The organism is Bizionia sediminis (assembly GCF_042684585.1).
Classification (GTDB): domain Bacteria; phylum Bacteroidota; class Bacteroidia; order Flavobacteriales; family Flavobacteriaceae; genus Algorimicrobium; species Algorimicrobium sediminis.
Genome location: NZ_JBHULS010000002.1, coordinates 699811 through 723322, shown reverse-complemented (window position 1 = coordinate 723322; position 23512 = coordinate 699811). Strand labels below are relative to the sequence as shown.

21 protein-coding genes are annotated in these 23512 nt (G+C 37.5%); 15 read left to right on the top strand and 6 right to left on the bottom strand.

Features of this window, described 5'->3' with window-relative positions; all coding sequences use genetic code 11:
• Positions 1 to 54 precede the first annotated feature (54 nt).
• From ACFSQP_RS07640 to ACFSQP_RS07595, 10 genes are all read left to right on the top strand, one after another.
• Positions 55 to 993 carry a bifunctional riboflavin kinase/FAD synthetase gene (locus ACFSQP_RS07640; protein WP_376893042.1) on the top strand — a complete coding sequence of 313 codons (939 nt, stop codon included), beginning with the start codon at positions 55 to 57 and terminating at the stop codon, positions 991 to 993.
• The gene (locus ACFSQP_RS07635; protein WP_376893040.1) at positions 980 to 2311 is read left to right on the top strand and encodes an HTTM domain-containing protein; all 1332 of its coding nucleotides are present in this window, start codon (positions 980 to 982) and stop codon (positions 2309 to 2311) included. The genes ACFSQP_RS07640 and ACFSQP_RS07635 overlap by 14 nt, the downstream gene beginning before the upstream one ends.
• Positions 2312 to 2344: 33 nt before the next feature.
• On the top strand, positions 2345 to 3616 hold the full coding sequence (serS, locus tag ACFSQP_RS07630) for a serine--tRNA ligase (protein WP_376893038.1): 1272 nt from the start codon (positions 2345 to 2347) through the stop codon (positions 3614 to 3616).
• Between the two features lie 472 nt (positions 3617 to 4088).
• On the top strand, positions 4089 to 5837 hold the full coding sequence (locus tag ACFSQP_RS07625) for a tetratricopeptide repeat protein (protein WP_376893035.1): 1749 nt from the start codon (positions 4089 to 4091) through the stop codon (positions 5835 to 5837).
• A 104-nt stretch (positions 5838 to 5941) separates the two neighbouring features.
• Positions 5942 to 6268 (top strand): DUF4286 family protein, encoded by a 327-nt coding sequence (locus tag ACFSQP_RS07620; RefSeq protein WP_376893205.1) that lies wholly within the window; start codon positions 5942 to 5944, stop codon positions 6266 to 6268.
• Positions 6269 to 6304: 36 nt separating this feature from the next.
• Positions 6305 to 7084, top strand: a complete 780-nt coding sequence (gene rsmA / locus ACFSQP_RS07615) for a 16S rRNA (adenine(1518)-N(6)/adenine(1519)-N(6))-dimethyltransferase RsmA (protein WP_376893033.1) — start codon at positions 6305 to 6307, stop codon at positions 7082 to 7084.
• A gap of 39 nt (positions 7085 to 7123) precedes the next feature.
• Positions 7124 to 8497, top strand: coding sequence for a magnesium transporter (gene mgtE / locus ACFSQP_RS07610; RefSeq protein ID WP_376893031.1), 1374 nt, complete (start codon positions 7124 to 7126; stop codon positions 8495 to 8497).
• A 350-nt stretch (positions 8498 to 8847) separates the two neighbouring features.
• Positions 8848 to 9783, top strand: coding sequence for a 2-hydroxyacid dehydrogenase (locus tag ACFSQP_RS07605; protein WP_376893028.1), 936 nt, complete (start codon positions 8848 to 8850; stop codon positions 9781 to 9783).
• Between the two features lie 10 nt (positions 9784 to 9793).
• Entirely contained in the window at positions 9794 to 10303 is a 510-nt protein-coding gene (locus ACFSQP_RS07600) for a DUF4199 domain-containing protein (protein ID WP_376893025.1), read from the top strand.
• Between the two features lie 4 nt (positions 10304 to 10307).
• Complete coding sequence (locus tag ACFSQP_RS07595; protein ID WP_376893023.1) at positions 10308 to 10763, top strand: DUF1801 domain-containing protein; 456 nt, start codon at positions 10308 to 10310, stop codon at positions 10761 to 10763.
• 29 nt (positions 10764 to 10792) lie between these two features.
• Here the strand turns inward: ACFSQP_RS07595 and ACFSQP_RS07590 are convergent, their stop codons facing one another.
• Genes ACFSQP_RS07590 through ACFSQP_RS07580 form a run of 3 tightly spaced genes read right to left on the bottom strand, consistent with a single transcriptional unit; the run spans position 10793 to position 14378 of the window.
• Entirely contained in the window at positions 10793 to 12622 is a 1830-nt protein-coding gene (locus ACFSQP_RS07590; RefSeq protein ID WP_376893020.1) for a GNAT family N-acyltransferase, read from the bottom strand.
• A gap of 24 nt (positions 12623 to 12646) precedes the next feature.
• On the bottom strand, positions 12647 to 13897 hold the full coding sequence (locus ACFSQP_RS07585) for an aspartate kinase (RefSeq protein WP_376893018.1): 1251 nt from the start codon (positions 13895 to 13897) through the stop codon (positions 12647 to 12649).
• Between the two features lies 1 nt (position 13898).
• Complete coding sequence (locus ACFSQP_RS07580) at positions 13899 to 14378, bottom strand: GNAT family N-acetyltransferase (protein WP_376893016.1); 480 nt, start codon at positions 14376 to 14378, stop codon at positions 13899 to 13901.
• A 118-nt stretch (positions 14379 to 14496) separates the two neighbouring features.
• Between ACFSQP_RS07580 and fbp the strand changes: the two genes are divergently transcribed.
• A complete protein-coding gene (gene fbp, locus ACFSQP_RS07575) occupies positions 14497 to 15504 on the top strand; it encodes a class 1 fructose-bisphosphatase (protein ID WP_376893014.1) in 1008 nt (335 codons plus the stop codon).
• Positions 15505 to 15574: 70 nt separating this feature from the next.
• Here fbp and ACFSQP_RS07570 read toward each other — a convergent pair whose 3' ends face one another.
• The gene (locus tag ACFSQP_RS07570; protein ID WP_376893012.1) at positions 15575 to 16006 is read right to left on the bottom strand and encodes a TerB family tellurite resistance protein; all 432 of its coding nucleotides are present in this window, start codon (positions 16004 to 16006) and stop codon (positions 15575 to 15577) included.
• 507 nt (positions 16007 to 16513) lie between these two features.
• On the opposite strand from ACFSQP_RS07570, the gene mfd reads away from it, so the two are divergent.
• Both mfd and ACFSQP_RS07560 read left to right on the top strand, forming a co-directional pair.
• Entirely contained in the window at positions 16514 to 19912 is a 3399-nt protein-coding gene (mfd, locus tag ACFSQP_RS07565) for a transcription-repair coupling factor (protein ID WP_376893009.1), read from the top strand.
• A 22-nt stretch (positions 19913 to 19934) separates the two neighbouring features.
• Complete coding sequence (locus tag ACFSQP_RS07560; protein WP_376893007.1) at positions 19935 to 21263, top strand: TlpA family protein disulfide reductase; 1329 nt, start codon at positions 19935 to 19937, stop codon at positions 21261 to 21263.
• Here ACFSQP_RS07560 and ACFSQP_RS07555 read toward each other — a convergent pair.
• On the bottom strand, positions 21260 to 21619 hold the full coding sequence (locus ACFSQP_RS07555) for a YraN family protein (protein ID WP_376893005.1): 360 nt from the start codon (positions 21617 to 21619) through the stop codon (positions 21260 to 21262). The two genes, ACFSQP_RS07560 and ACFSQP_RS07555, sit on opposite strands and share 4 nt — an antisense overlap.
• Before the next feature lie 179 nt (positions 21620 to 21798).
• On the opposite strand from ACFSQP_RS07555, the gene ACFSQP_RS07550 reads away from it, so the two are divergent.
• Complete coding sequence (locus tag ACFSQP_RS07550; protein ID WP_376893003.1) at positions 21799 to 22101, top strand: hypothetical protein; 303 nt, start codon at positions 21799 to 21801, stop codon at positions 22099 to 22101.
• The gene (locus ACFSQP_RS07545; RefSeq protein ID WP_376893001.1) at positions 22098 to 22451 is read left to right on the top strand and encodes a hypothetical protein; all 354 of its coding nucleotides are present in this window, start codon (positions 22098 to 22100) and stop codon (positions 22449 to 22451) included. Before ACFSQP_RS07550 ends, ACFSQP_RS07545 begins: the two co-directional genes overlap by 4 nt.
• Here the strand turns inward: ACFSQP_RS07545 and ACFSQP_RS07540 are convergent.
• Positions 22443 to 23459: a S66 peptidase family protein gene (locus ACFSQP_RS07540; protein WP_376892998.1), complete on the bottom strand. Its 1017-nt coding sequence runs from the start codon at positions 23457 to 23459 to the stop codon at positions 22443 to 22445. The genes ACFSQP_RS07545 and ACFSQP_RS07540 overlap by 9 nt on opposite strands.
• Positions 23460 to 23512: the final 53 nt, after the last annotated feature.

Genomic DNA, 23512 nt, shown 5'->3' with positions numbered 1-23512 from the left:
GGATTGGTATTTATATCAATCCGCTTTTATATTTTTGTAAAAACACCGAATACCTTGAAAATAATACAAACGCTGCAAAGCGACTTTAAAACGAATACCGTTGTTACCATTGGCACCTTCGATGGTGTCCATATTGGGCATAAAAAAATTATTGAACGGTTGGTTTCTTCTGCAAAAAAAAATAATTTAAAATCTGCCATACTCACTTTTTTCCCTCATCCACGTATGGTTTTGCAGAAAGATCCGTCAATAAAACTACTAAACACGTTAGATGAAAAAGCCGCAATACTAGAATCGTTAGGACTGGATTATTTAGTGGTAAAAAAATTCACAAAAGCATTTTCGCGATTAAGTGCAGAGGCTTTTGTATCCAACATTCTTGTAGATACTTTGCATGCTAAAAAAGTAATTATAGGCTACGACCATCATTTTGGCAGAAATAGAACAGCTAATATTAACGATTTGCGTGACTTTGGAAAAAAACACGATTTTCAAGTAGAAGAAATTACCGCGCAAGATATAAACGACGTTTCTGTTAGCTCCACGAAAATACGAACTGCCCTTGAAAATGGCGACATCCAAACAGCAAACAGTTATTTAGGCTACCATTATATGCTAAATGGTACCGTTGTACACGGCAAAGGACTAGGCAAGCAAATTGGCTTTCCAACCGCCAACCTATATATTGCAGAAAAGTACAAACTTATTCCACGCCACGGGGTTTATGTTATAAAGGCCCATATAGAAAATGAAACGTTTTATGGCATGATGAATATTGGCACCAACCCTACTGTTAACGAAACAGATACCCAATCTGTTGAAATTAATTTCTTTAACTTACAGGCTTCGTTATACTATAAAAAACTAACTGTATGTATGCTACACCGCATCCGAGACGAACAGAAGTTTAATTCCGTAGCCGATTTAAAAATACAGTTACAAAAGGATAAAAACGCCGCTTTACAATACCTTCAAACGCATGCAAATAACTAATTTTCTTTTTAAGCAGGTAGATAATTCATCGTTAATCGTGTTCCGAATAATGTTTGGAGCACTCTGCTTTTTAGAATCGGTTGGCGCTATTTTTACCGGCTGGATTAACCGCACACTCATAGAGCCTCAATTTACTTTCTCGTTTATTGGTTTCGAATGGCTTCAACCCCTTCCCGGAATTGGTATGTATGTTTATTACCTTATTATGGGAGTGTTTGGTCTATTTATAATGCTAGGCTACAAATACCGCTTAAGTGCGTTCATTTTTACAATTATGTGGGCCGCTACTTATTTCATGCAAAAAGCCTCCTATAACAACCATTATTATTTACTCATACTCTTGAGTGCCATAATGGTTATTTTGCCGGCGCATAAACACAGCTCTATAGATGCCAAGCAAAACCCAAGTATTACGCGCATAGCCATGCCAAACTGGTGCCGCTATATTTTTGTCCTACAAATGTTTATTGTATACACCTACGGCTCTATTGCTAAACTTTACCCAGACTGGCTGGACGCGTCGGTTATGGCTATTTTAATGAAAAGTAAAGAACATTATTATGTAATTGGGCCGCTGCTTCAAAACGAGTGGCTACATTATTTTTTAGCCTATGGGGGTATTCTTTACGACGGTCTGGTTATTCCTTTCCTACTGTATAAACCTACCAGAAAATGGGCTTTCTATGCATCGCTGTTTTTTCATTTATTCAATTCTGTTGTATTTCAAGTTGGCATATTCCCTTACTTATCGTTAGCTTTTGCCGTATTCTTTTTTGAACCAAAATTAATTCACAAACTATTTTTAAAAAACAAACCCTTTTACGAAGGTTCGGAAATTATTGTACCAGCCTACAAAAAACCAATGCTTACGGTATTTGCCATTTACTTTTTGGTGCAAATAGCCTTACCACTGCGTCATTATGCTTTTAAAGAATCTGTTTTATGGACCGAAGAGGGGCACCGCATGTCTTGGCGCATGATGTTGCGTTCCAAAAGTGGCTCGGTAATTTATCAAGTAGAAGACAAAAACACCAAAGAAACCCATCATATAAATTTGGACGACTACCTAACCAAAAAACAACAGCGTTTAGCCAGCACCAAACCAGACGTTATTTGGCAGTTTGCCCAAATTTTAAAAAAGAAATATGCCGAAAAAGGCCAAGATATTGCCGTGTATGTAGATTGTAAAATTAGTGTAAACGGCAGGCCTTATATTTCGCTCATAAACCCTAAAGTAGATATGGCAGCAGCAAAATGGTCGGCCTTTTCGCATAGTGAATGGATTTTACCCCCAAAACAAGATTATTTCACGCGGTAATTATGTAAATTTGCGGCTTAAATTTTTTATGCCATGTTACAAATACCGTTTATTAGAACGCACAAAGATTTGATTATTGAACGTTTAGAAAAACGTCACATTGATGCTACCAGCATGATTAATCAGGTTATTGCTTTGGATGAGCAAAGACGCCAACAGCAAACAGAACTTGATTCACTTTTAGCAGAATCCAACGCACTTTCTAAAGACATTGGTATTTTATACAAATCGGGCGACGCTGAAAAAGCCAATAGTTTAAAGGTACGCAGTACAGAACTAAAAACACTATCTAAAACCCTAACAGACAATTTGAGTCAAACCGCAACCGAATTAAACGAATTGTTGTACAAAATTCCTAATGTACCTAACGAACTAGTACCTGCAGGTAATTCGGAAGCAGAAAATGAAGAAATTTTTGCCGAAGGTACTATTCCAGAACTACACGAGCAGGCCTTACCACACTGGGAATTAGCAAAAAAATACGATATCATCGATTTTGAATTGGGCAACAAAATTACGGGTGCTGGTTTTCCGGTTTACAAAGGCAAAGGTGCTAAATTACAACGCGCACTTATTGCCTATTTTTTAGATAAAAATACAGAAGCTGGCTATAAAGAATACCAATTACCCTTGTTAGTAAATGAGGCTTCTGGTTTTGGCACCGGCCAACTACCAGACAAAGAAGGCCAAATGTATCATGTAACAGAGGACGATTTATACCTCATCCCAACTGCCGAAGTTCCTGCCACCAACATTTTTAGAGATGTTATCCTAAACGAAACCGATTTACCTATAAGCATTACAGGCTACACACCTTGTTTTAGACGTGAGGCTGGAAGCTATGGCGCGCACGTGCGTGGCTTAAATAGGCTACACCAATTTGATAAAGTAGAAATTTTACGTATTGAACGCCCAGAGGATTCTTACCAAGCATTGGATGGTATGGTAAACCACGTAAAAGGTATTTTACAAGAACTGAAATTGCCTTATCGTATTTTACGATTATGCGGAGGCGATTTAGGGTTTACATCGGCTATGACATACGATTTTGAAGTGTTTTCAACAGCTCAAAACCGCTGGTTAGAAATTTCGTCGGTTTCCAATTTTGAAACCTTTCAAGCCAACCGCTTAAAACTTCGTATTAGAAATAACGAAGGTAAAAACGAATTGGCCCATACCTTAAATGGTAGCTCGTTAGCCTTACCACGCGTTTTAGCCGGAATTTTAGAAAACTACCAAACACCAGAGGGCATTGTAATTCCAGAGGTTTTGGTGCCTTATACGGGTTTTTCAATTATAGACTAACATCTTAATTATAAAATATAAACACCTAGTCCGTGTTAAGAAAATCGATAGCATGCAAGGAAGCTTGTATCTTATCGATTTTCTTTGGTTTTACTTGTCTGATTACTATATATTTTAGAAATTAGTGCTACCAAAAACTTAAAACCTACTTTTATGAAAACCCGAATACGGTTTACACACGCACGCGCCTTTTTTTGGCCTGCCCATACTTACAGCCCTTATTATTTTTCGAATTTTTTTAAAAGCTGTTGTTCAACACTCCTTACAAACTAGCTGCGCAGCTTTTATACCAATAAAGCCTTCCAAATAATTGATTCCTTTTGTTTTACACACTGGTTAATAGCACCTTTATTTTGGTAGGTAAATGCCTGGATTTTATTCAGGCATTTTTTTATAATAACATTCACAGCTTCTAAAATCCACTTTTAGTATCTTTACACAAACAAATACTATGCGGTTTTTATTCTTATGTATGTTATTATTAGGCACTAGTGTGTTTTCGCAAGAAGACTTACTGGCAAAAGAATACGTTAAAAACGGTGAGTTCGAAAAAGCCTTAATTGCCTATCAAGAACTGTATAACAAATCGGCCAACAATAACAATTACTTTTTAGAGCTTGTTAAAACACACCAACAGCTAGAACAACTGGATCAGGCAGAAGCTTTAATTATTAGCCAAATAAATCGTATAAACTATCCGGCTTTGTACGTGGAATTAGGGTATAATTACCAGCTTAAACAAAATACAGAACAAGCTACACAAAATTACACGAAAGCCATTGAGTCCGTTGCCACCAATCCTAATTACGCCTATTCGGTTGGTAAGTTTTTTGAAAACCGCTCTTTGTTGGACCAAGCTATTGCCACCTATTTAAAAGCCACCGAGCTTAAACCCAGTTTAAACTTTAATATTCAGCTAGCCCGTATTTATGGCGAACAAGGTAATGTTGAAAAAATGTTTGAAAGCTACCTCCAATTTATAAACACCAACAACTCCTATGTTAGCACTATAAAACGAGCCATGAGCGATTTTATAACTGAAGATGCCGACAATGAAAACAACGCCATTCTTAGAGGTATTTTGCTTAAAAATATACAACAAACGCCCAACTTATTATGGAACGAGCTGTTAAGCTGGCTGTTTATCCAGCAAAAAGATTACAAAAAAGCTTTTGCACAGGAAAAAGCTATCTTTAACAGGCAACCAGAAAGCTTAAACCGGATAGAAGAACTGGCTTTTATAGCCATGAACGACACCGATTACGAGGCAGCAAAAACCATTTTTACCTATTTAGCAGAAACCGCTCAAAATCCAGATGTACAAATTGGCGCACACTACAATTTGCTTCAAATAGATTTAAAAACACAAACCAACATAACAGCTATAGAAGCTACTTATCTGGAACTTTTTAACACCTTTGGCACCTCCATACAAACCTTAAAATTACAAATTGCTTACGCGCATTTTCTAGCATTTTACAAACAAGACCCAAAAGCGGGTACCCAATTTTTAAAACAGAGTTTAGAATTACCTCTTAGTCCATTAGAAGAAGGTCAGGTTAAACTAGCTCTAGGCGATATTCTGGTGCTTCAAGAAAAATTTAACGAAGCCCTTATTTATTTTACACAAATACAACGCAACCTAAAAAACAGCACACTAGCTCAAGAAGCGCGCTTTAAAGTGGCACAAACCAGTTATTACAAAGGCGATTTTAAATGGGCCGAGTCGCAACTTAAGGTGTTAAAATCCTCAACATCCCAGCTTATAGCCAACGATGCCTTGGACCTTATGCTATTAATAACCGACAACAAGTTTGAAGATTCCACACAAGCTGCCCTAAAATTGTATGCCAAAGCAGACCTTATGGCATTCCAAAATAAGCCGCTGGAGGCCATTAAACTGTTAAATACCATTCTGGAAAACTACAAAGGGCAATCCATAGAGGATCAAGCACTTTATAAGCAAGCCAAGCTATATGAAAATAATAAAGACTTTGAAAAAGCAATTACCAATTACCAACGTATTATAGCTAATTTTAAAGAGGATATATTAGCAGACGACGCCTATTTTTCATTAGCACAAATTTACGAGAAGCACCTAAATGATCCGGCCACAGCAAAAAGCTATTACGAACAAATTATATTTAATCATCAAGATAGTATTTATTTTGTTGAGGCCCGAAAACGTTTCCGTCTGTTACGCGGCGATAACGTAAATTAAAACAGCCCTAATTTTGCATAAAAAGCCTAAAACCTTTTGATACTGTTATCAAACATCGGTAATTTGTGGCACATTTTAATACTATTCCTTTTACACCTAATGCTATGATTATTTATAATGTTACCATTAATATAGACACAAGTGTTCACGACAACTGGTTAACATGGCTAAAAACGGACCATATTCCTAAAGTTTTGGCTACCGGACATTTTTCAGAAGCCAAACTAACACGGGTATTAGTTACTGAAGATATGGGCGGTATAACCTATTCTGTTCAGTATAGAGCGCATTCTAGAGACGCTTTGGAACGCTACTATAAGCATGATGCCGACAAACTACAAATGGAAGGTCATAAAAAATTTGCCGATAAAATGCTGGCATTTCGCACCGAGCTGGAAGTAATTGAAGAATTTCAAGTGGCTCCTAAATAAGTCACGTGTCCCGAAAACACAACTAAATTTAAAAACATGTCTGTAAAAGCTAAAAAACACCTAGGCCAACATTTTTTAACCGACGAAACCATAGCGGAAAAAATTGCCAACACTTTATCCTACAAAGGCTACAAGCATGTTTTGGAAATTGGACCAGGTATGGGCGTGCTCACAAAATACCTACTAAAAAAGGACATTACCACCCACGTTATAGAAATAGACACAGAATCTGTTGCCTATTTAAAAAACAACTATCTAAATTTAGCAGACCGGGTTATAGAACAGGATTTTTTAAAATACGATGTTAGCAGCATTTTTAAAGACCAGCAATTTGCCATAATAGGCAACTTTCCTTATAATATATCCTCACAAATTGTATTTAAAACACTGGAAATGCGCCGGCAAGTTCCGGAATTTGCTGGCATGTTTCAAAAAGAAGTGGCGCAGCGTATATGTGCGCAAGAAGGCAATAAGGTGTACGGTATTTTATCGGTATTAACCCAAGCTTTTTATACGGCCAGCTATTTATTTACCGTGCCACCAAACGTTTTCAATCCGCCGCCTAAAGTAGATTCTGGTGTTTTGGTATTAAAACGCAAAGAAAACATACAGCTACCTTGTAACGAAAAACTATTTTTTCAGGTAGTAAAACAAGCCTTTCAACAACGCAGAAAAACACTCCGAAATAGTTTAAAAAGTTATAATCTATCTCATAATTTAAAAGCAAATAGTATCTTTGACAAGCGCCCAGAACAATTATCTGTAACAGCATTTCTGGAGCTAACCCAACTTATAGATACCGATACACCCGATTAAACACCTCGGGTTTCAAAAAAGTAAAACGCGAACAATTGCATGTCTGAAGAAAACGAAAATATCCAATTTCAGCTTACCGACGAACTTATAGAGGCCGTAGAAAACCTTATTGAATTAAAACACGATAAGGAATTAGAAACGCTTTTAAATGAGTTTCACCCCGCCGATATTGCCGAAATTGTAGACGAAGTTAATTTAGAAGAGGCCATCTACATTATAAAATTATTAGATTCGGAAACAACATCGGATGTTTTAATTGAGTTAGATGAAGACACACGCGAAAAAATTCTTAAAAACCTTTCGGCTAAAGAAATTGCTGAAGAAATTGAAGAACTCGACACCGATGATGCGGCCGATATTATTGCCGAACTCTCCGAAGAACGCCAAGCGGAGGTTATTTTTCACATTGAAGATAACGACCACCGAAACGAAATTACCGAGCTACTAACCTACGACGAAGACTGTGCCGGTGGTTTAATGGCCAAAGAGTTGGTAAAAGTGTACGAAACATGGACCGTTGCAGGCTGCCTGCGCCGCATTAGAAGCCAGGCGCAAGATGTTAAGCGCGTTCATTCCATTTATGTCGTGGATAAACAAAACAAACTTAAAGGACGCCTGTCCTTAAAGGATTTAATTGTAGCCAAAAGCGATCAAAAAATTGCCGACATTTACATAACTAGCGTGGACTATGTGTTTGTAGACGAGGACGCTGAAGAAGTGGCGCGTATTATGCAAAAATACGATTTGGAAGCCATTCCAGTAGTCGATAAAAATTACACCCTATTAGGCCGTATTACCATTGATGATATTGTAGATGTTATTCGGGAAGAAGCCGATAAAGATTACCAATTGGCTGCAGGTATTTCGCAAGACGTAGAAGCCGACGATAGCATCTGGAAACTCACCAAAGCCCGACTGCCTTGGTTACTTATTGGCATGTTTGGTGGTTTGGGAGCTGCCGGGATTATAGAACAATTTAACGACCACATGGGCGCCTTTGTGGTATTGCTAAGCTTTGTTCCACTTATACAAGCAACCGCCGGAAATGTTGGTGTACAATCCTCTGCCATTGTAGTACAAGGTCTGGCAAACGACACCATTGATGGCAATATTATAAAACGCCTCATTAAAGAAGCCTTGCTCGGTTTAGTTAACGGTGTAGCCATTGCCTGCATAGGTTTACTTATTACACACTTTGTTTTTAACACCCCGTACATTGTATCCATTACCATTAGTATAGCCTTAATTGCTGTAATTATCTTGGCCGCCCTTGTTGGCACCTTCATCCCCATTTTTTTAGACAAACGAGGTATCGATCCCGCCGTAGCAACAGGACCATTTATAACCACCAGTAACGATTTATTTGGCATACTTACCTACTTCCTTATTGCCAAACTCATTTTAGGGTTTTAAGTCGTTTTTATTTTGGGCGCTACTTAAAAGTCCGCGCTGTCCACTGTATCTTTTATTTTTTTAAGAAAAATAAAAGGATGCCGTTTCCATCGCTAGCGCAGCTTGTTCCGCTATAAAAAACAAAATGCACAAAGCATATTTTCCTATCTTTGTTACAACAAGGAACCAATTTAGTAACGCACAAATACCCCGAATATGTAACTGCTTAATTTACGAAACAGCCAATGTATTTACATAGCCACAAGCACATAACCCTGTTAAGAACGTCCATGCACAACCAAACCAGCCAACCTGTAAGTAGCCCAATACCTAGCTAACCATTACCAACCAGAATTGCTTATTACATACTCATGAAAATACTGCACCTAGACACCAATCATCCCTTATTATTAGAACAATTAAACGCACTAGGGTTTCAAAACGACGAAGATTACAGCAGCTCCAAAACCGAAATAGAAGCTAACATACACCACTATCAAGGCATTATTATTAGAAGCCGTTTTCCTATTGACCAACAATTTTTAACTGCCGCCAAGCAATTAAAATTTATTGGGCGCGTAGGTGCTGGCCTAGAAAACATAGACTGCCATTTTGCTACACAACAAGGCATCCAACTTATTTCAGCACCCGAAGGTAACCGAAATGCGGTTGGCGAGCATAGTTTAGGCATGATCCTAGCTCTTTTTAACAAGTTGCATACAGCCGATAAAGAAGTACGCGGCGGCAAGTGGCTGCGCGAGGAAAATCGCGGTCTGGAATTGGATGGTAAAACAGTTGGTATTATTGGCTATGGCAACATGGGTAAAGCCTTTGCTAAAAAATTACGCGGCTTCGACGTTCAGGTTTTGTGCTACGATATTAAACCTAACGTTGGCGATGCGCATGCCAAACAAGTGGACCTAAAAACACTTCAAAAACACACCAATGTTTTAAGTCTGCACACCCCGCAAACGCCATTAACCAACAGGATGGTAAATACCCAATTTATACAGGGCTTTCAAAACCCCTTTTGGCTTATTAATACGGCACGTGGCAACAGTGTGGTAACAGAAGATTTGGTAGCCGCCTTAAAATCTGGAACTATTTTAGGGGCAGGCTTGGATGTTTTAGAATACGAAAAAGCGTCATTCGAATCACTTTTTTCAAACCACATGCCAGCTGCCTTCCATTATTTAATTGAAGCAGAAAATGTACTGTTATCCCCACATGTAGCGGGTTGGACTGCAGAAAGCAAAACAAAATTAGCACAAACTATTGTGGATAAAATAAAAGCTAAATTTTGTTAATACACTAAACATGATGCAAACAGCTATAAAATACGGACTAATAAGTAGCGCCGTGCTTTCCCTGTTTTTTGGGGCCTCTTATTTATTAGAATATTATTTTAAATTTTACAGCAGTCAATTTATAGGGTTTAGCGGTATCCTATTGGCACTTTCCTGTGTTTATTTTGGTATTAAAAAGGCTAAAACCAAAGCCCATCAAGGGCTTTTAAGCTTAACAAAAGCCATAAAGCTGGGCCTATTAATTAGTATTTTTCCTGCCATAACTTTTGGTTGCATTCATGCCGTTTACACCAACCTTATAAATCCAGAGTTTTCAGAAACCTACTACCAAGAGGCTATTAAAAATCAACAAAACACCCTACCAGCAACCGATTTTAAAAAGAAACGCCAGGCGCTACAAGCACAGCAACAAGCCTTTACCAATCCAGCTTTTAAATTTTTCCTATTAAGTAGTTTGGTATTTAGTATGGGTTTTTTGGTATCTATAACTGCAGGCCTGTTTTTAAAACAAAAAAAATAACAGTATGAGCCACCAAATAACAACGCCAGAAGCATATATTTTACAAGCACCCGAAGCACGACAAGAAGCTTTGGCCAAACTACGCAACACCATAAACAAGCATTTGCCTCCTGGTTTTAAGGAGGGTATCCAGTATGGCATGATAGCCTATTATGTACCTCATAACTTGTACCCCAATGGCTATCACTGCAACCCCAAAGAACCTTTGCCTTTTATAAGCTTTGCATCGCAAAAAAACAGCATCAATTTATACCATAGCGGCCTTTATGCCATACCAGAATTATACGAATGGTTTGTACTGTCATATCCAAAATACTGTAAACACAAATTAGATATGGGAAAAAGTTGTATTCGTTTTAAAAAATATACGGAAATCCCTTTTGATTTGCTAGGAGCGCTTGTCGGTAAAATTACTGTAAACGAATGGATTACATGTTATGAAAGCCACTTAAAAAAGTAAGTTTTATCATTGCTAAACACCTTCCAATATTACGATTCGTTTTGCTCCGAAAGTTTGCGTTCCAATTCTGCTTGAAACTCTTCCATAACAGGTTTTACGGTGCTTTCCGGTAAATCGGCAATTTTTATATACATAAGGCCATCAACCGAGTTATTAAATAACGGATCCACATTAAAGGCCACCAAACGGGCGTTTTGTTTAATATACTTTTTCAATAAAACAGGCAGTCGTAATGCACCTGGTTCTACCTCATCAATAATTTTGTCGAACTTATTTAAATCGGCTTCAGCTTCATCAAAAACAAAATCCTTATCGGCATCCTTCAATTTTACTTTAAATTCTTTTTTAGGATGTACATACTGCGCCACATAGGGATCGTAGTAATGCGATTTCATAAACTCAATCATTAACGATTTCGAGAAATTAGTAAACTGATTGCTAATACTTACACCGCCTATTAGGTATTTGTGTTCTGGATAGCGCAACGTGGTATGCACAATACCCTTCCATAATAAAAACAAAGGCATGGGTTTTTGCTGGTAACTTTTTATTATAAATGCCCGCCCCATTTCAATAGATTGGCTCATCATTTTATGTAGTTCGGGTTCAAAGCGAAACAGATCTTGTAAATAAAATCCATCAATACCAAACTTCTTATAAATTTCAGACCCCAAACCCATTCTGTAGGCGCCTACTAATATATTTTCATCGGAATCCCACAAAAACATATGATGGTAATACGTATCAAAGGCATCCAAATCGATGGCCTCATTGGTGCCTTCGCCAACCTCCCGGAAGGTTATTTCGCGCAAACGCCCTATTTCCTGCAAAATATTAGGAACCTTACTGGCTGGTGTCAAAAACACCTCGTAATTTTTACTTTGTAGCAACCTATAATCGTCTTCGCGTAGTGTATTTACCTCTTCTATGAGCAAATTCCTATCTACCTCACCCACTATCCGCTTAGGTGGTTTTGGTAATTTTAATGTGGTGGGAAAATGGCTTAATAAATTGCCTTTTTCGTCAAAGGAATTAGCCAGCATGTATGTTTTTCTCCTTAAAAACTCTGAAAACCCCTCTAGAGTGGCATATTCATTTTGGTCTGCTACAGAAATAGGTTTGCCAATTCTTACTTTTATGGTGCGGCGTTTTTGCGTTAACAACTCGCTTGGTAGTTTAGCCGTTCTAAAGGTATCGCTAATTTTAGAAAGCTTGTAAAACAACGGGCTGTTTTTAGCATGAAAATAAATAGGCACAACCGGCACATTGGCTTTTTGTATGAGCTTAATAGCGGCTGGTTCCCACGGTTTATCTACCACCAGTTTACCGTCTCGGTAGGTAGACACCTCGCCGGCTGGAAAAACACCCAAGGGGTGGCCATTGCGTAAGTGTAATATGGCATTTTTAAATCCGGCAACACTAGACTTTACATCTTTTTTATCCTCAAACGGATTTACAGGCATGATGTAAGGCTTTAATGGCAGAATTCTATTAAGTAAAAAATTGGCTATAATTTTAAAATCGGTGCGCTGCTCTAGCATGAGTTTTAAAAGCAAAATACCATCTATACCACCAAGCGGATGATTTGATACCGTAATAAAAGCACCCGATTTTGGCAGCCTTTTAAGGTCTTCTTCCGGGATGTCGAATTTTATTTGAAATTCGTTTAAAATAGCATCCAAAAACTCCAAGTCAGATAAATGCTTGTTTCTATTATAAATAGCATTTAAGGTAGAAATTTTTAGAAGTTTCATTAAACACCAACCTGTAAATGTGCCTAAAACCCCATATTTATCTACTTGAATAGCCTGCGCTACTTCCTTGGCCGTAACTAGCCCCTTATCTGTTTCTTTACTCATTTACTAAATTGGTAATTAATCGGTTTATACCGTAATCATTTGCATGGTTTCTTGGGCTAATTGCTTCATTAAAATGGTTTTACCTTTTTCTAAAGCTGCAACGGCTTCCAAATTGTAATGCCTGATGGTGTATAAAGATACATTTTCATAGCAAGTTACTTTAAATTTTGCTTTCAAATGTTGTAATAATTTATCCAAATTCTGATACACATCATCCACACAAACGGAAAAACTAATAGCCGAATTTTGTATCACATCTACTTTCATTTTATATAAATGTAGTAAATTAAAAATATCGCTAATGTTCTCTTCCACAATATATGAGAAATCTAAAGACGATAAAGAAATTAAAGTTTGATGCCGTTTTAATATAAAACAGGGCACTTTTGGTTGTATGGCGTCGCCTTTTCCAACCCGTGTACCCGGATTTTTAGGATTTAAAAACGATTTTACATAAAGCGGTATTTCCTTTTGCTGCAACGGTTGCAAGGTTTTTGGATGAATAACCGATGCCCCATAGAAAGCTAATTCTATGGCTTCTCTGTAAGATAGGGCATTAAGTAACTGGGCATTTTCAAAATACCGCGGATCGGCATTTAAAACACCAGGTACATCTTTCCAAATAGTTACCTGTTGGGCGTTTAGGCAATAGGCAAAAATAGCCGCCGTGTAATCGCTTCCCTCGCGCCCTAGTGTGGTGGTAAAGTTGTGAGCATCGCTACCTAAAAAGCCTTGCGTAATATGCAATTTACTTTTGTTAAAATTACTTGTAATTTGGGCTTGTGTATCCTGCCAGTTTACATTAGCGCGCCGATAATAACTATCGGTTTTAATAAAATCGCGTACATCCAGCCAATTATTTGCTACACCAGCTTCATTTAAATAGGCACTCACAATGGTAGAGGACACCAACTCCCCAAAACCAATAACTTGATCGTAAACAAAATTATAATCGGGCGATTTGTTGCGCTCTAGAAACGCCATTAACTCTTGAAAAAGGGCTGCTGTTTGTTTAAAAATAACGTGATTTTCGTTCTCAAACAAATCGATTAAAATGGCATTATGAAATTTTTTAACCTCTTGCAAAGCACTCTGCAACTGGCTGGAATTATTAAAGTAATTTCCTATAACCACCTCCAAAGCATTGGTGGTTTTTCCCATGGCAGAAACCACAATTAAGGTATCTTGGTAACCCGTTTCCTGCAAAACCGTTACCAAATTTTTTACCCCATTGGCATCCTTAATGGACGCCCCTCCAAATTTAAATACCTGCATGTTATATTTTTGACATATATGTTTGTATGGCTGCTTCATCCATTTGTACAACATCCCAGTCGCGCATTACATTTGCGCCTTTTTGTTCGTAAAACTTTATAGCGGGTTCGTTCCAATCCAATACTTCCCAACAAATGCGTTTTACACCCAATTCAGATCCTTGTTTTACTACAGCATTTAGCAAAAGCGTACCAATACCATGGCCGCGTTTGGCCTGGCTAACCACAATGTCTTCTAAATGTAAAACAGGCCCTTTCCAGGTGGAATAGCGCATGTAGGTTAAGGCAATACCAACAATTTCCGAATTCATTTCGGCTACAAAACAATGAAAAGCTGGGTGACTACCAAACCCGTCTCGTTGTAAATCGGTTTCAGTAACTTCCACAGCATGGGGTTCTTTTTCGAAAGCGGCTAACTCTTTTATTAGCGCTAAAACCGATTTCATATCTTCTTTTTTGGCGTTTCGGACTACAATACTCATACCTAAATTTTGGGGTAAATATAGTTTAATCTGTGGTATTTAGCCATATTTATATGAAGACAACTGATTGTAGTTTGGTAAAAAATACGATATTTGTACCAACCATATACCTTGTTCCATGTCCAGAAAAAATCAAACTTTAGGCGAATTTATAATTGAAAATCAGGCATCCTTTAAATACACCTCTGGTGAGCTATCGCGCCTAATAAATTCTATCCGTTTGGCCGCAAAGGTGGTTAATCATGAGGTTAATAAAGCCGGATTAGTAGATATAATTGGCGCTGCCGGCGAAACCAATATTCAGGGTGAAGACCAACAAAAACTAGATGTTTATGCTAACGACAAGTTTATACAAACCCTAACTAACAGGAACATTGTTTGCGGCATTGCCAGTGAAGAGGAAGACGATTTTATTACCATTAATAGTCAAGACGAAAACAACAACAATAAATACGTGGTGTTAATTGACCCACTAGATGGCTCTTCCAATATTGATGTAAACGTATCGGTAGGAACTATTTTTTCGGTTTACAGACGTGTGACACCTGTTGGTACACCGGTACAATTAGAAGATTTTTTACAAAAAGGAAACCAGCAAGTAGCCGCCGGATATGTTGTTTATGGCACGTCTACCATGCTTGTTTACACCACAGGACACGGTGTAAATGGGTTTACACTAAACCCAGCTATTGGTACATTTTATTTATCGCACCCAAACATGACCTTTCCTACAGATGGTAAAATATACTCGGTAAACGAAGGCAACTACATCCACTTTCCGCAAGGCATAAAAGATTATATTAAATACTGCCAAATGGAAGAAGGCGACCGGCCATACACCTCGCGCTACATTGGCTCTTTGGTGTCCGATTTTCATAGAAACATGATAAAAGGCGGCATTTATTTATACCCTAAAAGCTCCAAAACATCTAACGGTAAACTGCGTTTATTGTACGAATGCAACCCAATGGCCTTTTTAGCAGAGCAGGCCCAAGGTAAAGCCAGCGACGGTTTTACACGCATTTTAGATATTGAACCAACGGAGCTACACCAACGCGTACCCTTTATTTGTGGTAGTAAAAATATGGTAGAAAAAGCCGAAGAATTTATGCGTTTAGCAACCTAAAACAAATAAAAACAGTCCATAAAAAAAGCCACTTAAACAGTGGCTTTTTTTTAAATATTATGCGTAAATCTTAACGATTCATATTTCTCATTTCCTCGGTAAAGGTATCTAAATCCACTCCATTACTTACCAATGTTAAGGCCTTATCTACCACGTATTTTACATTTTCCGACGAAAAGCCAAGTCCAATGGCTATTTTTCGTAAAACAACTTCTTCATGATCGCCTTTAATATGATCTACATAAACCATGCGCGCCAAATCGTATAAACGCTCTAAACGTCTGTCGTAGGAAGTTGGCGGATTTATGGGATGCGACTGGTAGTCTTTTAAAATAGTTTTATACTCACTATCGCTTATGTCCAAGTTTCTGGCTAAACGATCTAAAAAGGCACGCTCTTCGTCGCTAATTATTCCATCATCCATGGCGACTCTAACAATGGCTGCAAAATGATCTTCGTTACGCTTTTTAAAGCCGCTATCAAACAAATCTGAAAATGACATATATATGTGTTTTTAATACTCGGAATTACAAAACCGCAAATATAAATAAAGTTACCACCTTTTAAAATATAAATTTCGGTTTTATTAAAAAGGGTTTAGGATAGTAATAAACATTATTTTTTGTACTTTAACAATAATCTTGAACCAATAAAAATCTTAAACAAAGCCTTTTTTTCGGGAAAACCGCAACGGTTTTTTTAAGTTTCCCCTGAAAGACATGTTTCTAACAAAAATCGTTGGTAGCTATCTTTCTTAAAGCGGAAATTTGATTACCAAAAATGCCTTAACACTAAAATTAGAAGCCGTTTTGAACTTAATTTAGATAAATTTCCTACAAAAACTAGCGCTAGTTTAAAATTTAGTAATGGGCTTCTTTAATTAGGCTTCCAAATATCATTACCTATTTTAGATTTAAGTATGACCCAAACTTCGGACTAAAAGATAACATTGCAGCCTGTATCTTTAAATGCAGTCAAAGCCTTATATTTGCAAAAAATAACATTGCTTTTGAGTACATCTATCCTCTCGCAAACATATGCACAGGCTTTGCAAACGCAAAATCTGCAAACTGCTATTGCCAAAAACGAAAACCGTATCCATTTAAAAGGCCTTGTGGGGTCGGCTTTTTCATTCGTAATTAGTGAAACTTTTAAACAGGCAGACAAGCCTTTTTTAATTGTTTTTAACGATAAAGAAGAAGCTGCTTTTTACCTCAACGATCTAGAAGCTTTGTTAAATGATAAAGACGTACTTTTTTACCCAGGTAGTTACAGGCGCCCATATCAAATTGAAGAAACCGATAATGCCAATGTTTTACTGCGCTCCGAGGTTTTAAATCGTATTAATTCGCGTAAAAAACCGGCTATTATTATCACCTATCCAGATGCGCTTTTTGAAAAGGTGGTGACGCGCAAGGAACTGGAAAAAAACACGCTTAAAATTGCCGTTAATGATAATTTATCTATCGACTTTGTAAACGAAGTTCTTTTCGAATACAAATTTAAACGGGTCGATTTTGTTACCGAACCCGGCGAGTTTTCCGTACGTGGTGGTATTGTGGATGTGTTTTCATTTTCGCACGACGAACCCTACCGCATCGAATTTTTTGGCGATGATGTGGATAGCATCCGCACCTTCGATGTAGAAACCCAACTCTCCACAGATCAGATTAAAAAAATAAGCGTTATTCCTAATGTTGCCAATAAGTTTCTAGATGAAAGTCGCCAAAGTTTCCTAAAATACATGGCGCAAAAAACCGTTGTATTTACAAAAAATGCCGATCTTGTTTTCGATAGAATTGACGCCTTTTACGGCAAAGCTGAAACGGCCTTTAAAAATCTTTCATCCGAACTAAAACATGCCAAACCAGAAACATTATTTTGTAGTGCCACCGAACTAAAAAAACAGTTATTGGATTTTAATTTGGTAGAATTTGGCAGTAAAGCTGTATTTGTAAAGCCCGAACTTACGGAAACTGCTAATCCAAGCAAATTATCTGGGCAAATCATTACATACAATACCACACCACAACCTTCATTTAATAAGCAATTCAACTTATTAATAGACGATTTAAACGCACACCATAAAAGAGGTTATACCAATTATATAGCTTGTGTAAGCGCACAACAAGCCAAGCGTTTTCACGATATTTTTGACGATGCCGAAGCCACGGTTCATTACAAAACCATTGTATTAAGCTTATACCAAGGCTTTACAGATCATGACACTAAAATAACATGCTACACAGACCATCAAATTTTTGAGCGTTATCATAAATTTAATTTAAAAAATGGTTATGCCAAAAAACAGGCCATTACGTTAAAAGAATTAACCAATTTAGATATTGGCGATTATGTTACCCATATAGACCATGGTGTGGGCCGATTTGGTGGGCTTCAAAAAATAGATGTTGAAGGCAACAAACAAGAAGCCATTAAATTAATTTACGGTGAACGGGATATATTATATTTAAGCATTCATTCGCTTCATAAAATAACCAAATTTAACGGCAAAGATGGCAAGCCGCCAAAAGTTTATAAATTAGGAAGTAAGGCTTGGAAAACACTTAAAGCCAAAACCAAATCGCGCGTTAAAGAAATAGCCTTTAATTTAATTAAGGTGTATGCCAAACGAAAACTAGAAAAAGGCTATCAATACCATCCAGATAGCCACATGCAACACGAATTGGAAGCTTCGTTTATTTACGAAGACACGCCAGACCAAAGTACTGCTACGGCCGATGTAAAAGCCGATATGGAAAGTGAACGCCCTATGGACCGACTGGTTTGTGGCGACGTTGGTTTTGGTAAAACAGAAGTCGCAATTCGTGCCGCATTTAAAGCCGTAGACAATGGCAAGCAAGTAGCCGTTTTAGTACCAACAACTATTTTAGCTTACCAACATTGGCGCACGTTTTCCGAGCGTTTAAAAGAATTCCCCGTAACGGTAGACTATTTAAACCGCTTTAGAACAGCCAAAGAAAAACGCGAAACTTTAGCTAATTTAGCCTCTGGTGCCGTCGATATTATTATTGGAACACACCAATTGGTAAATAAAAACGTAGCCTTTAAGGATTTAGGTTTGCTAATTGTGGACGAAGAGCAAAAATTTGGTGTAGCCGTTAAAGAAAAATTAAAAACACTAAAAGAACATGTAGATGTCCTCACGCTTACAGCAACACCTATACCGCGTACCCTGCAATTTAGCCTTATGGCAGCTCGCGATTTATCTGTCATTACCACACCACCACCCAACAGATATCCTATAGAAAGTCATGTTATTCGGTTTTCCGAAGAAACTATTCGCGATGCCGTATCATACGAAATTCAGCGAGGCGGACAAATATTTTTTATTCATAACCGCATAGAAAACATTAAAGAAGTAGCCGGCATGTTGCAACGCCTAGTGCCCGATGCCAAAATTGGTATTGGACATGGCCAAATGGAAGGCAAAAAACTAGAGCAGCTTATGCTTGCCTTTATAAATGGTGAATTTGATATTCTTGTAAGTACCACCATTGTAGAAAGTGGTTTGGATGTCCCTAATGCCAATACCATATTTATAAACAACGCCAATAACTTTGGGTTAAGCGATTTACACCAAATGCGTGGTCGTGTAGGCCGAAGCAACAAAAAAGCCTTCTGTTATTTTATTACTCCAGAATACTCCGCAATGACGGAAGATGCCCGAAAACGCATGACAGCTCTCGAACAATTTAGCGAATTAGGCAGCGGATTTAATATTGCTATGAAAGATTTAGAAATTCGCGGTGCTGGCGATTTGCTAGGTGGCGAACAAAGCGGCTTTATAGCAGATATTGGCTTTGATACCTATCAAAAAATATTAAACGAAGCTATTGAAGAATTAAAAGAAACCGAATTTAAAGATTTATACGACAATGATGGTAAAGAAAAAGATTATGTAAAAGATATTACCATTGACAGTGATTTTGAATTACTATTTCCAGACGATTATGTAAACAATATTACGGAACGTTTAAACCTTTATACCAAGCTTAACGACATTAAAACAGAAAGCGAATTACTAACTTTTGAGCAGGATATTCGCGATCGCTTTGGACCCTTACCAACACCCGTTGTAGAATTACTTAACAGCGTGCGTTTAAAATGGCTAGCCACAAAAATGGGCTTGGAAAAAGTAGTTATGAAACAAAACAAACTTATTGGCTACTTTATTACAGACCAACAAAGTGGATTTTACCAAAGTAAAAACTTTACACGTGTGTTACAATACGTACAAACGCATCCTAAAGCTTGTAAAATGAAGGAAAAACAAACAAGAAACGGCCTGCGTTTATTGGTAACCTTTGAAAACATAAAAAGCGTTAAAAGCGCTTTACTTGCCTTGGAACCAATTAGTTTAACACCGGAAACCACCAATCTGTAAGACTCAAAATAAAAAAAACACCATGAAAAAGTACCTATTTATAGCATTTCTAATACCCTTAATAACGAGTGCCCAACATAGCATTCAAGGTACTTTTTTGCCGGCAGCAGATTTTAATTTTGCCTTACTTTACTACGTAACGCCCACTGGTACCGAATATATAAATCAAACCAAAACCAAAACAGACGGCAGTTGGTCCTTTACATTAAACAGCCAAGCCAAGCCTGGAATTTATAAAATTGTGTACGCCGTGCCTGTGGAAACCTATAATTTTGATGTGTTTTATTCCGGTAACGAATCGGTTGCGCTAACGTTTAGTTTGGAAGAAGGCTTAAATTTTACAGCGTCTGAAGAAAATATGGTTTGGCAAACCTACACCGATTCGCTAGCAACTATTAACAAACTAATAAGCCAGTATTACACTACCGAAAATTCTAAAAAGCAGCAAAAATCGGCTTTAGCCACCATTTTTAAAACCCAACGGAACACACAAGATTCTTTTGAAGCCAAAACTTCTAATATGATGATTGCACCATTTGTTAAAGCCAGTAGAACCCATATTCCCAAAGGCTACCAAGCGGCACAGCAATATGCTCAAAACATAAAAGAACAGTATTTCGACTTTATAAATTTTGGCGACACCCTGTTACAAAACACCAAGTTTTTAAATGATCGGGTGTTGGCTTATGTTTTGGCCATGCCACCAGAACAAGAGTATTACAAACAAGCTGTTACTACTATCGTTACCGCTAGCAAGCCACATGATACCGCAACCATTATGTTACTTGCCAACTTATGGCAATACATGATCCAAAACCAACAACCCGAAGTAGCTAATTTTATTAGCGATACCCATTTGTTGCCCCTAGCAAAACAATACAACCAAACCCATTTGGTAAACACCCTAGAAACCTATAACAAAACAGCTATAGGAAAACAAGCAAGCAATTTTAATTTTACTTATCTGGATTCTAAAAAAGTAACAAACACCACACTTTACAATTTTAACACCAGCCTAAAAACGCTACTCATTTTTTGGAGCAGTAGTTGCAATCACTGTTTAGAAACCTTACCTAAAGTAGCCGCATTTATGGAACAATATCCTAACATTGTTGTTTTGGCTTATGCCTTGGAAGATGGTGTACGCCAATGGAATAAATTTATAACGTATTTACCCCAATTTACACACACCTACGATTTACAAAAATGGCAAAGTCCGGTAGTAGAAACTTACGGTGTAAGCGGCACGCCTTCGTATTATGTGTTGGATAGCAACAAAACAATATTAGCAAAGCCCGAAGATTTTGAGGCACTAAAAATGTATTTCAAGAACAACCATAAGCAGCCTTAAAAATGATAAAAGGCATCTTCATAGTGTGTAATAACTTCCTGGTTTTTATTTTTTAATACGGCGACAATATCAAATCGGCATTCCAAATCAATGGCATTTTCGGTCATGTAGGCGTCCATAGCCTTTACTAATAATTTTATTTTTGAAGCGGTAACAAACTCCTGCGGATCGCCAAAAAAGTCTGAATTTCGCGTCTTTACCTCTACACAAATAACCATGTTGTTATGTTGCGCAATAATGTCTACCTCCGCTTTCTGAAAGGTGTAATTTTGTTCTAGAATATCGTAACCTTTGTTTTGTAAATGTGCTGCGGCTAATTTTTCGCCTAAAACACCTAGTTCGTTGTGTTGGGCCATAGTATAACATTAATTTGTGTTCGCTTTATTCAAAAAAATAATAAAACGGATAAAAATGCTTCCAAAAAGGTACGAAAAAAAAGTTTGGTACGGTGCTTCAACTTAAACTGTAAACAAAACATATAAATTTCTAAATGCCACTTTTAGTCGTACCTTTGTTTTTTCATTAATTACGCGCTATGGCCAGTCATATAAAATGTCCCAATTGTGGTATTTACAATACAAACAAGGAATATTGTACCAACTGTGGTGCCTTATTATCGCATCAAAAAAGACGTGAATTAGCTTTTGCTCAAGAGGAAAAAGACCGTAAGGAACGCGAGCGTATTCAAAAGGAACAATCGCCTCCGTTTATTGAAAAATACGGAAATCATCGCTTTTTAATCGTTCGTATTTTTGCCAAAATAGTACACGGTATTTGGATGGTTTTTATGGCAATTGGTATGTTTATAGCTTGGCTTATTTCAACCATAGTGGCATGAAAATTTTAGCACAACCTGTTTTTTATATTAGTATTGGCATAGCCGCTAGTATTTATTTTGCGCAACGGCTTAACATACCACTACCTTCTTGGATAAATAATTACGTAAACGATTTTTTATGTATGCCAATAGTTTTAAGCATAAGCTTGGCCATTTTACGGTTTATTAAAAAAACAGAGGATTTATTTGTGCCGCTACCAGTTATTTTAGGATTAACCCTTTATTTTTCGGTTTATTTTGAATGGTTTATGCCGCAAGTAAGCGCCAGATATACCGCCGATTTTATAGATGTTGGTTTGTATTTTATTGGCGCGCTATTATTTTTTCGCTACCAGAAGCGTTTATTTTAAAAATTGCAGCGTACTAAAATCGGTGCCTACTTCCATACGTACCTCCTGCCCTAAAATAAGAGCTCTGTTATCTGCTTCGTGGCCAGCTGGCATATTAAAAGCTATCGGAAACTGGTATTCGGCTAATGCATCTAATATTAATTGTTCTACAGAACTTCCCCAGGAAGTAGTGTTTTTTCTTATTTTGCTCATATCGCCTACCAAAAGTCCAGCGCAATCATCAAAATAACCAGCACGTTTTAAGCTCTGTAACATCCTATCAATATGATACTTATACTCACCTATTTCTTCAATAAACAGAATTTTTCCACGGGTATCTAGGCTGCTTTTAGATCCTAACATGGTGTGTAAAATGGTTAAGTTTCCACCAACAATTGGTGCTTGCACACTACCTGGCTTGTTGTAATTGGAGCCCTTTAAGGTGTAGGTTTCCAAGTTGCCAAAAAGCGCTTTTTTTAAGCTTGCAATGGTATGATCCATACCTGCAGTATTGGCTGTTAAATTGGTGCACATCATAGCATGAATGGTTTCGTAACCCGCATTATGAAAATCGTTATGCAACGCTGTAATGTCGCTATACCCTATAAGCCATTTTGGATTTTCATGGAATTTGGTGTAGTCTAATTTATCCAAAATACGCACCGTACCATAGCCACCTCTGGCTGCCCAAATAGCTTTTACATTGGGATTGTCCATCGCGTTCTGAAAATCTTCGCAACGCTGGGCATCGGTACCCGCAAAATGGTTGCCTTGCTTAAAAACATGTTGCCCAACTAGGGCATGCAAACCCCAACTTTCTAGCAAATTTACGGCGCGTTGTATTTCGGCTTCTCTATGTTTTAAAATTCCGGAAGGCGCCACAATAGCCACAGTATCGCCAAGTTTTAAAAAGGGTGGTTGTATCAATTTATTAGCTTTTGGTAAACGTTCATTATTAGTGGGCGCACTAGCTATTCCCAAGCATAGTACGGCACCCAGTAACAATACGAATAAAGATATTTTTGACATACTGTAAATGTACATTTTTTTTAATTTCCGTGGTTTTATTAGGTCTTTAAATC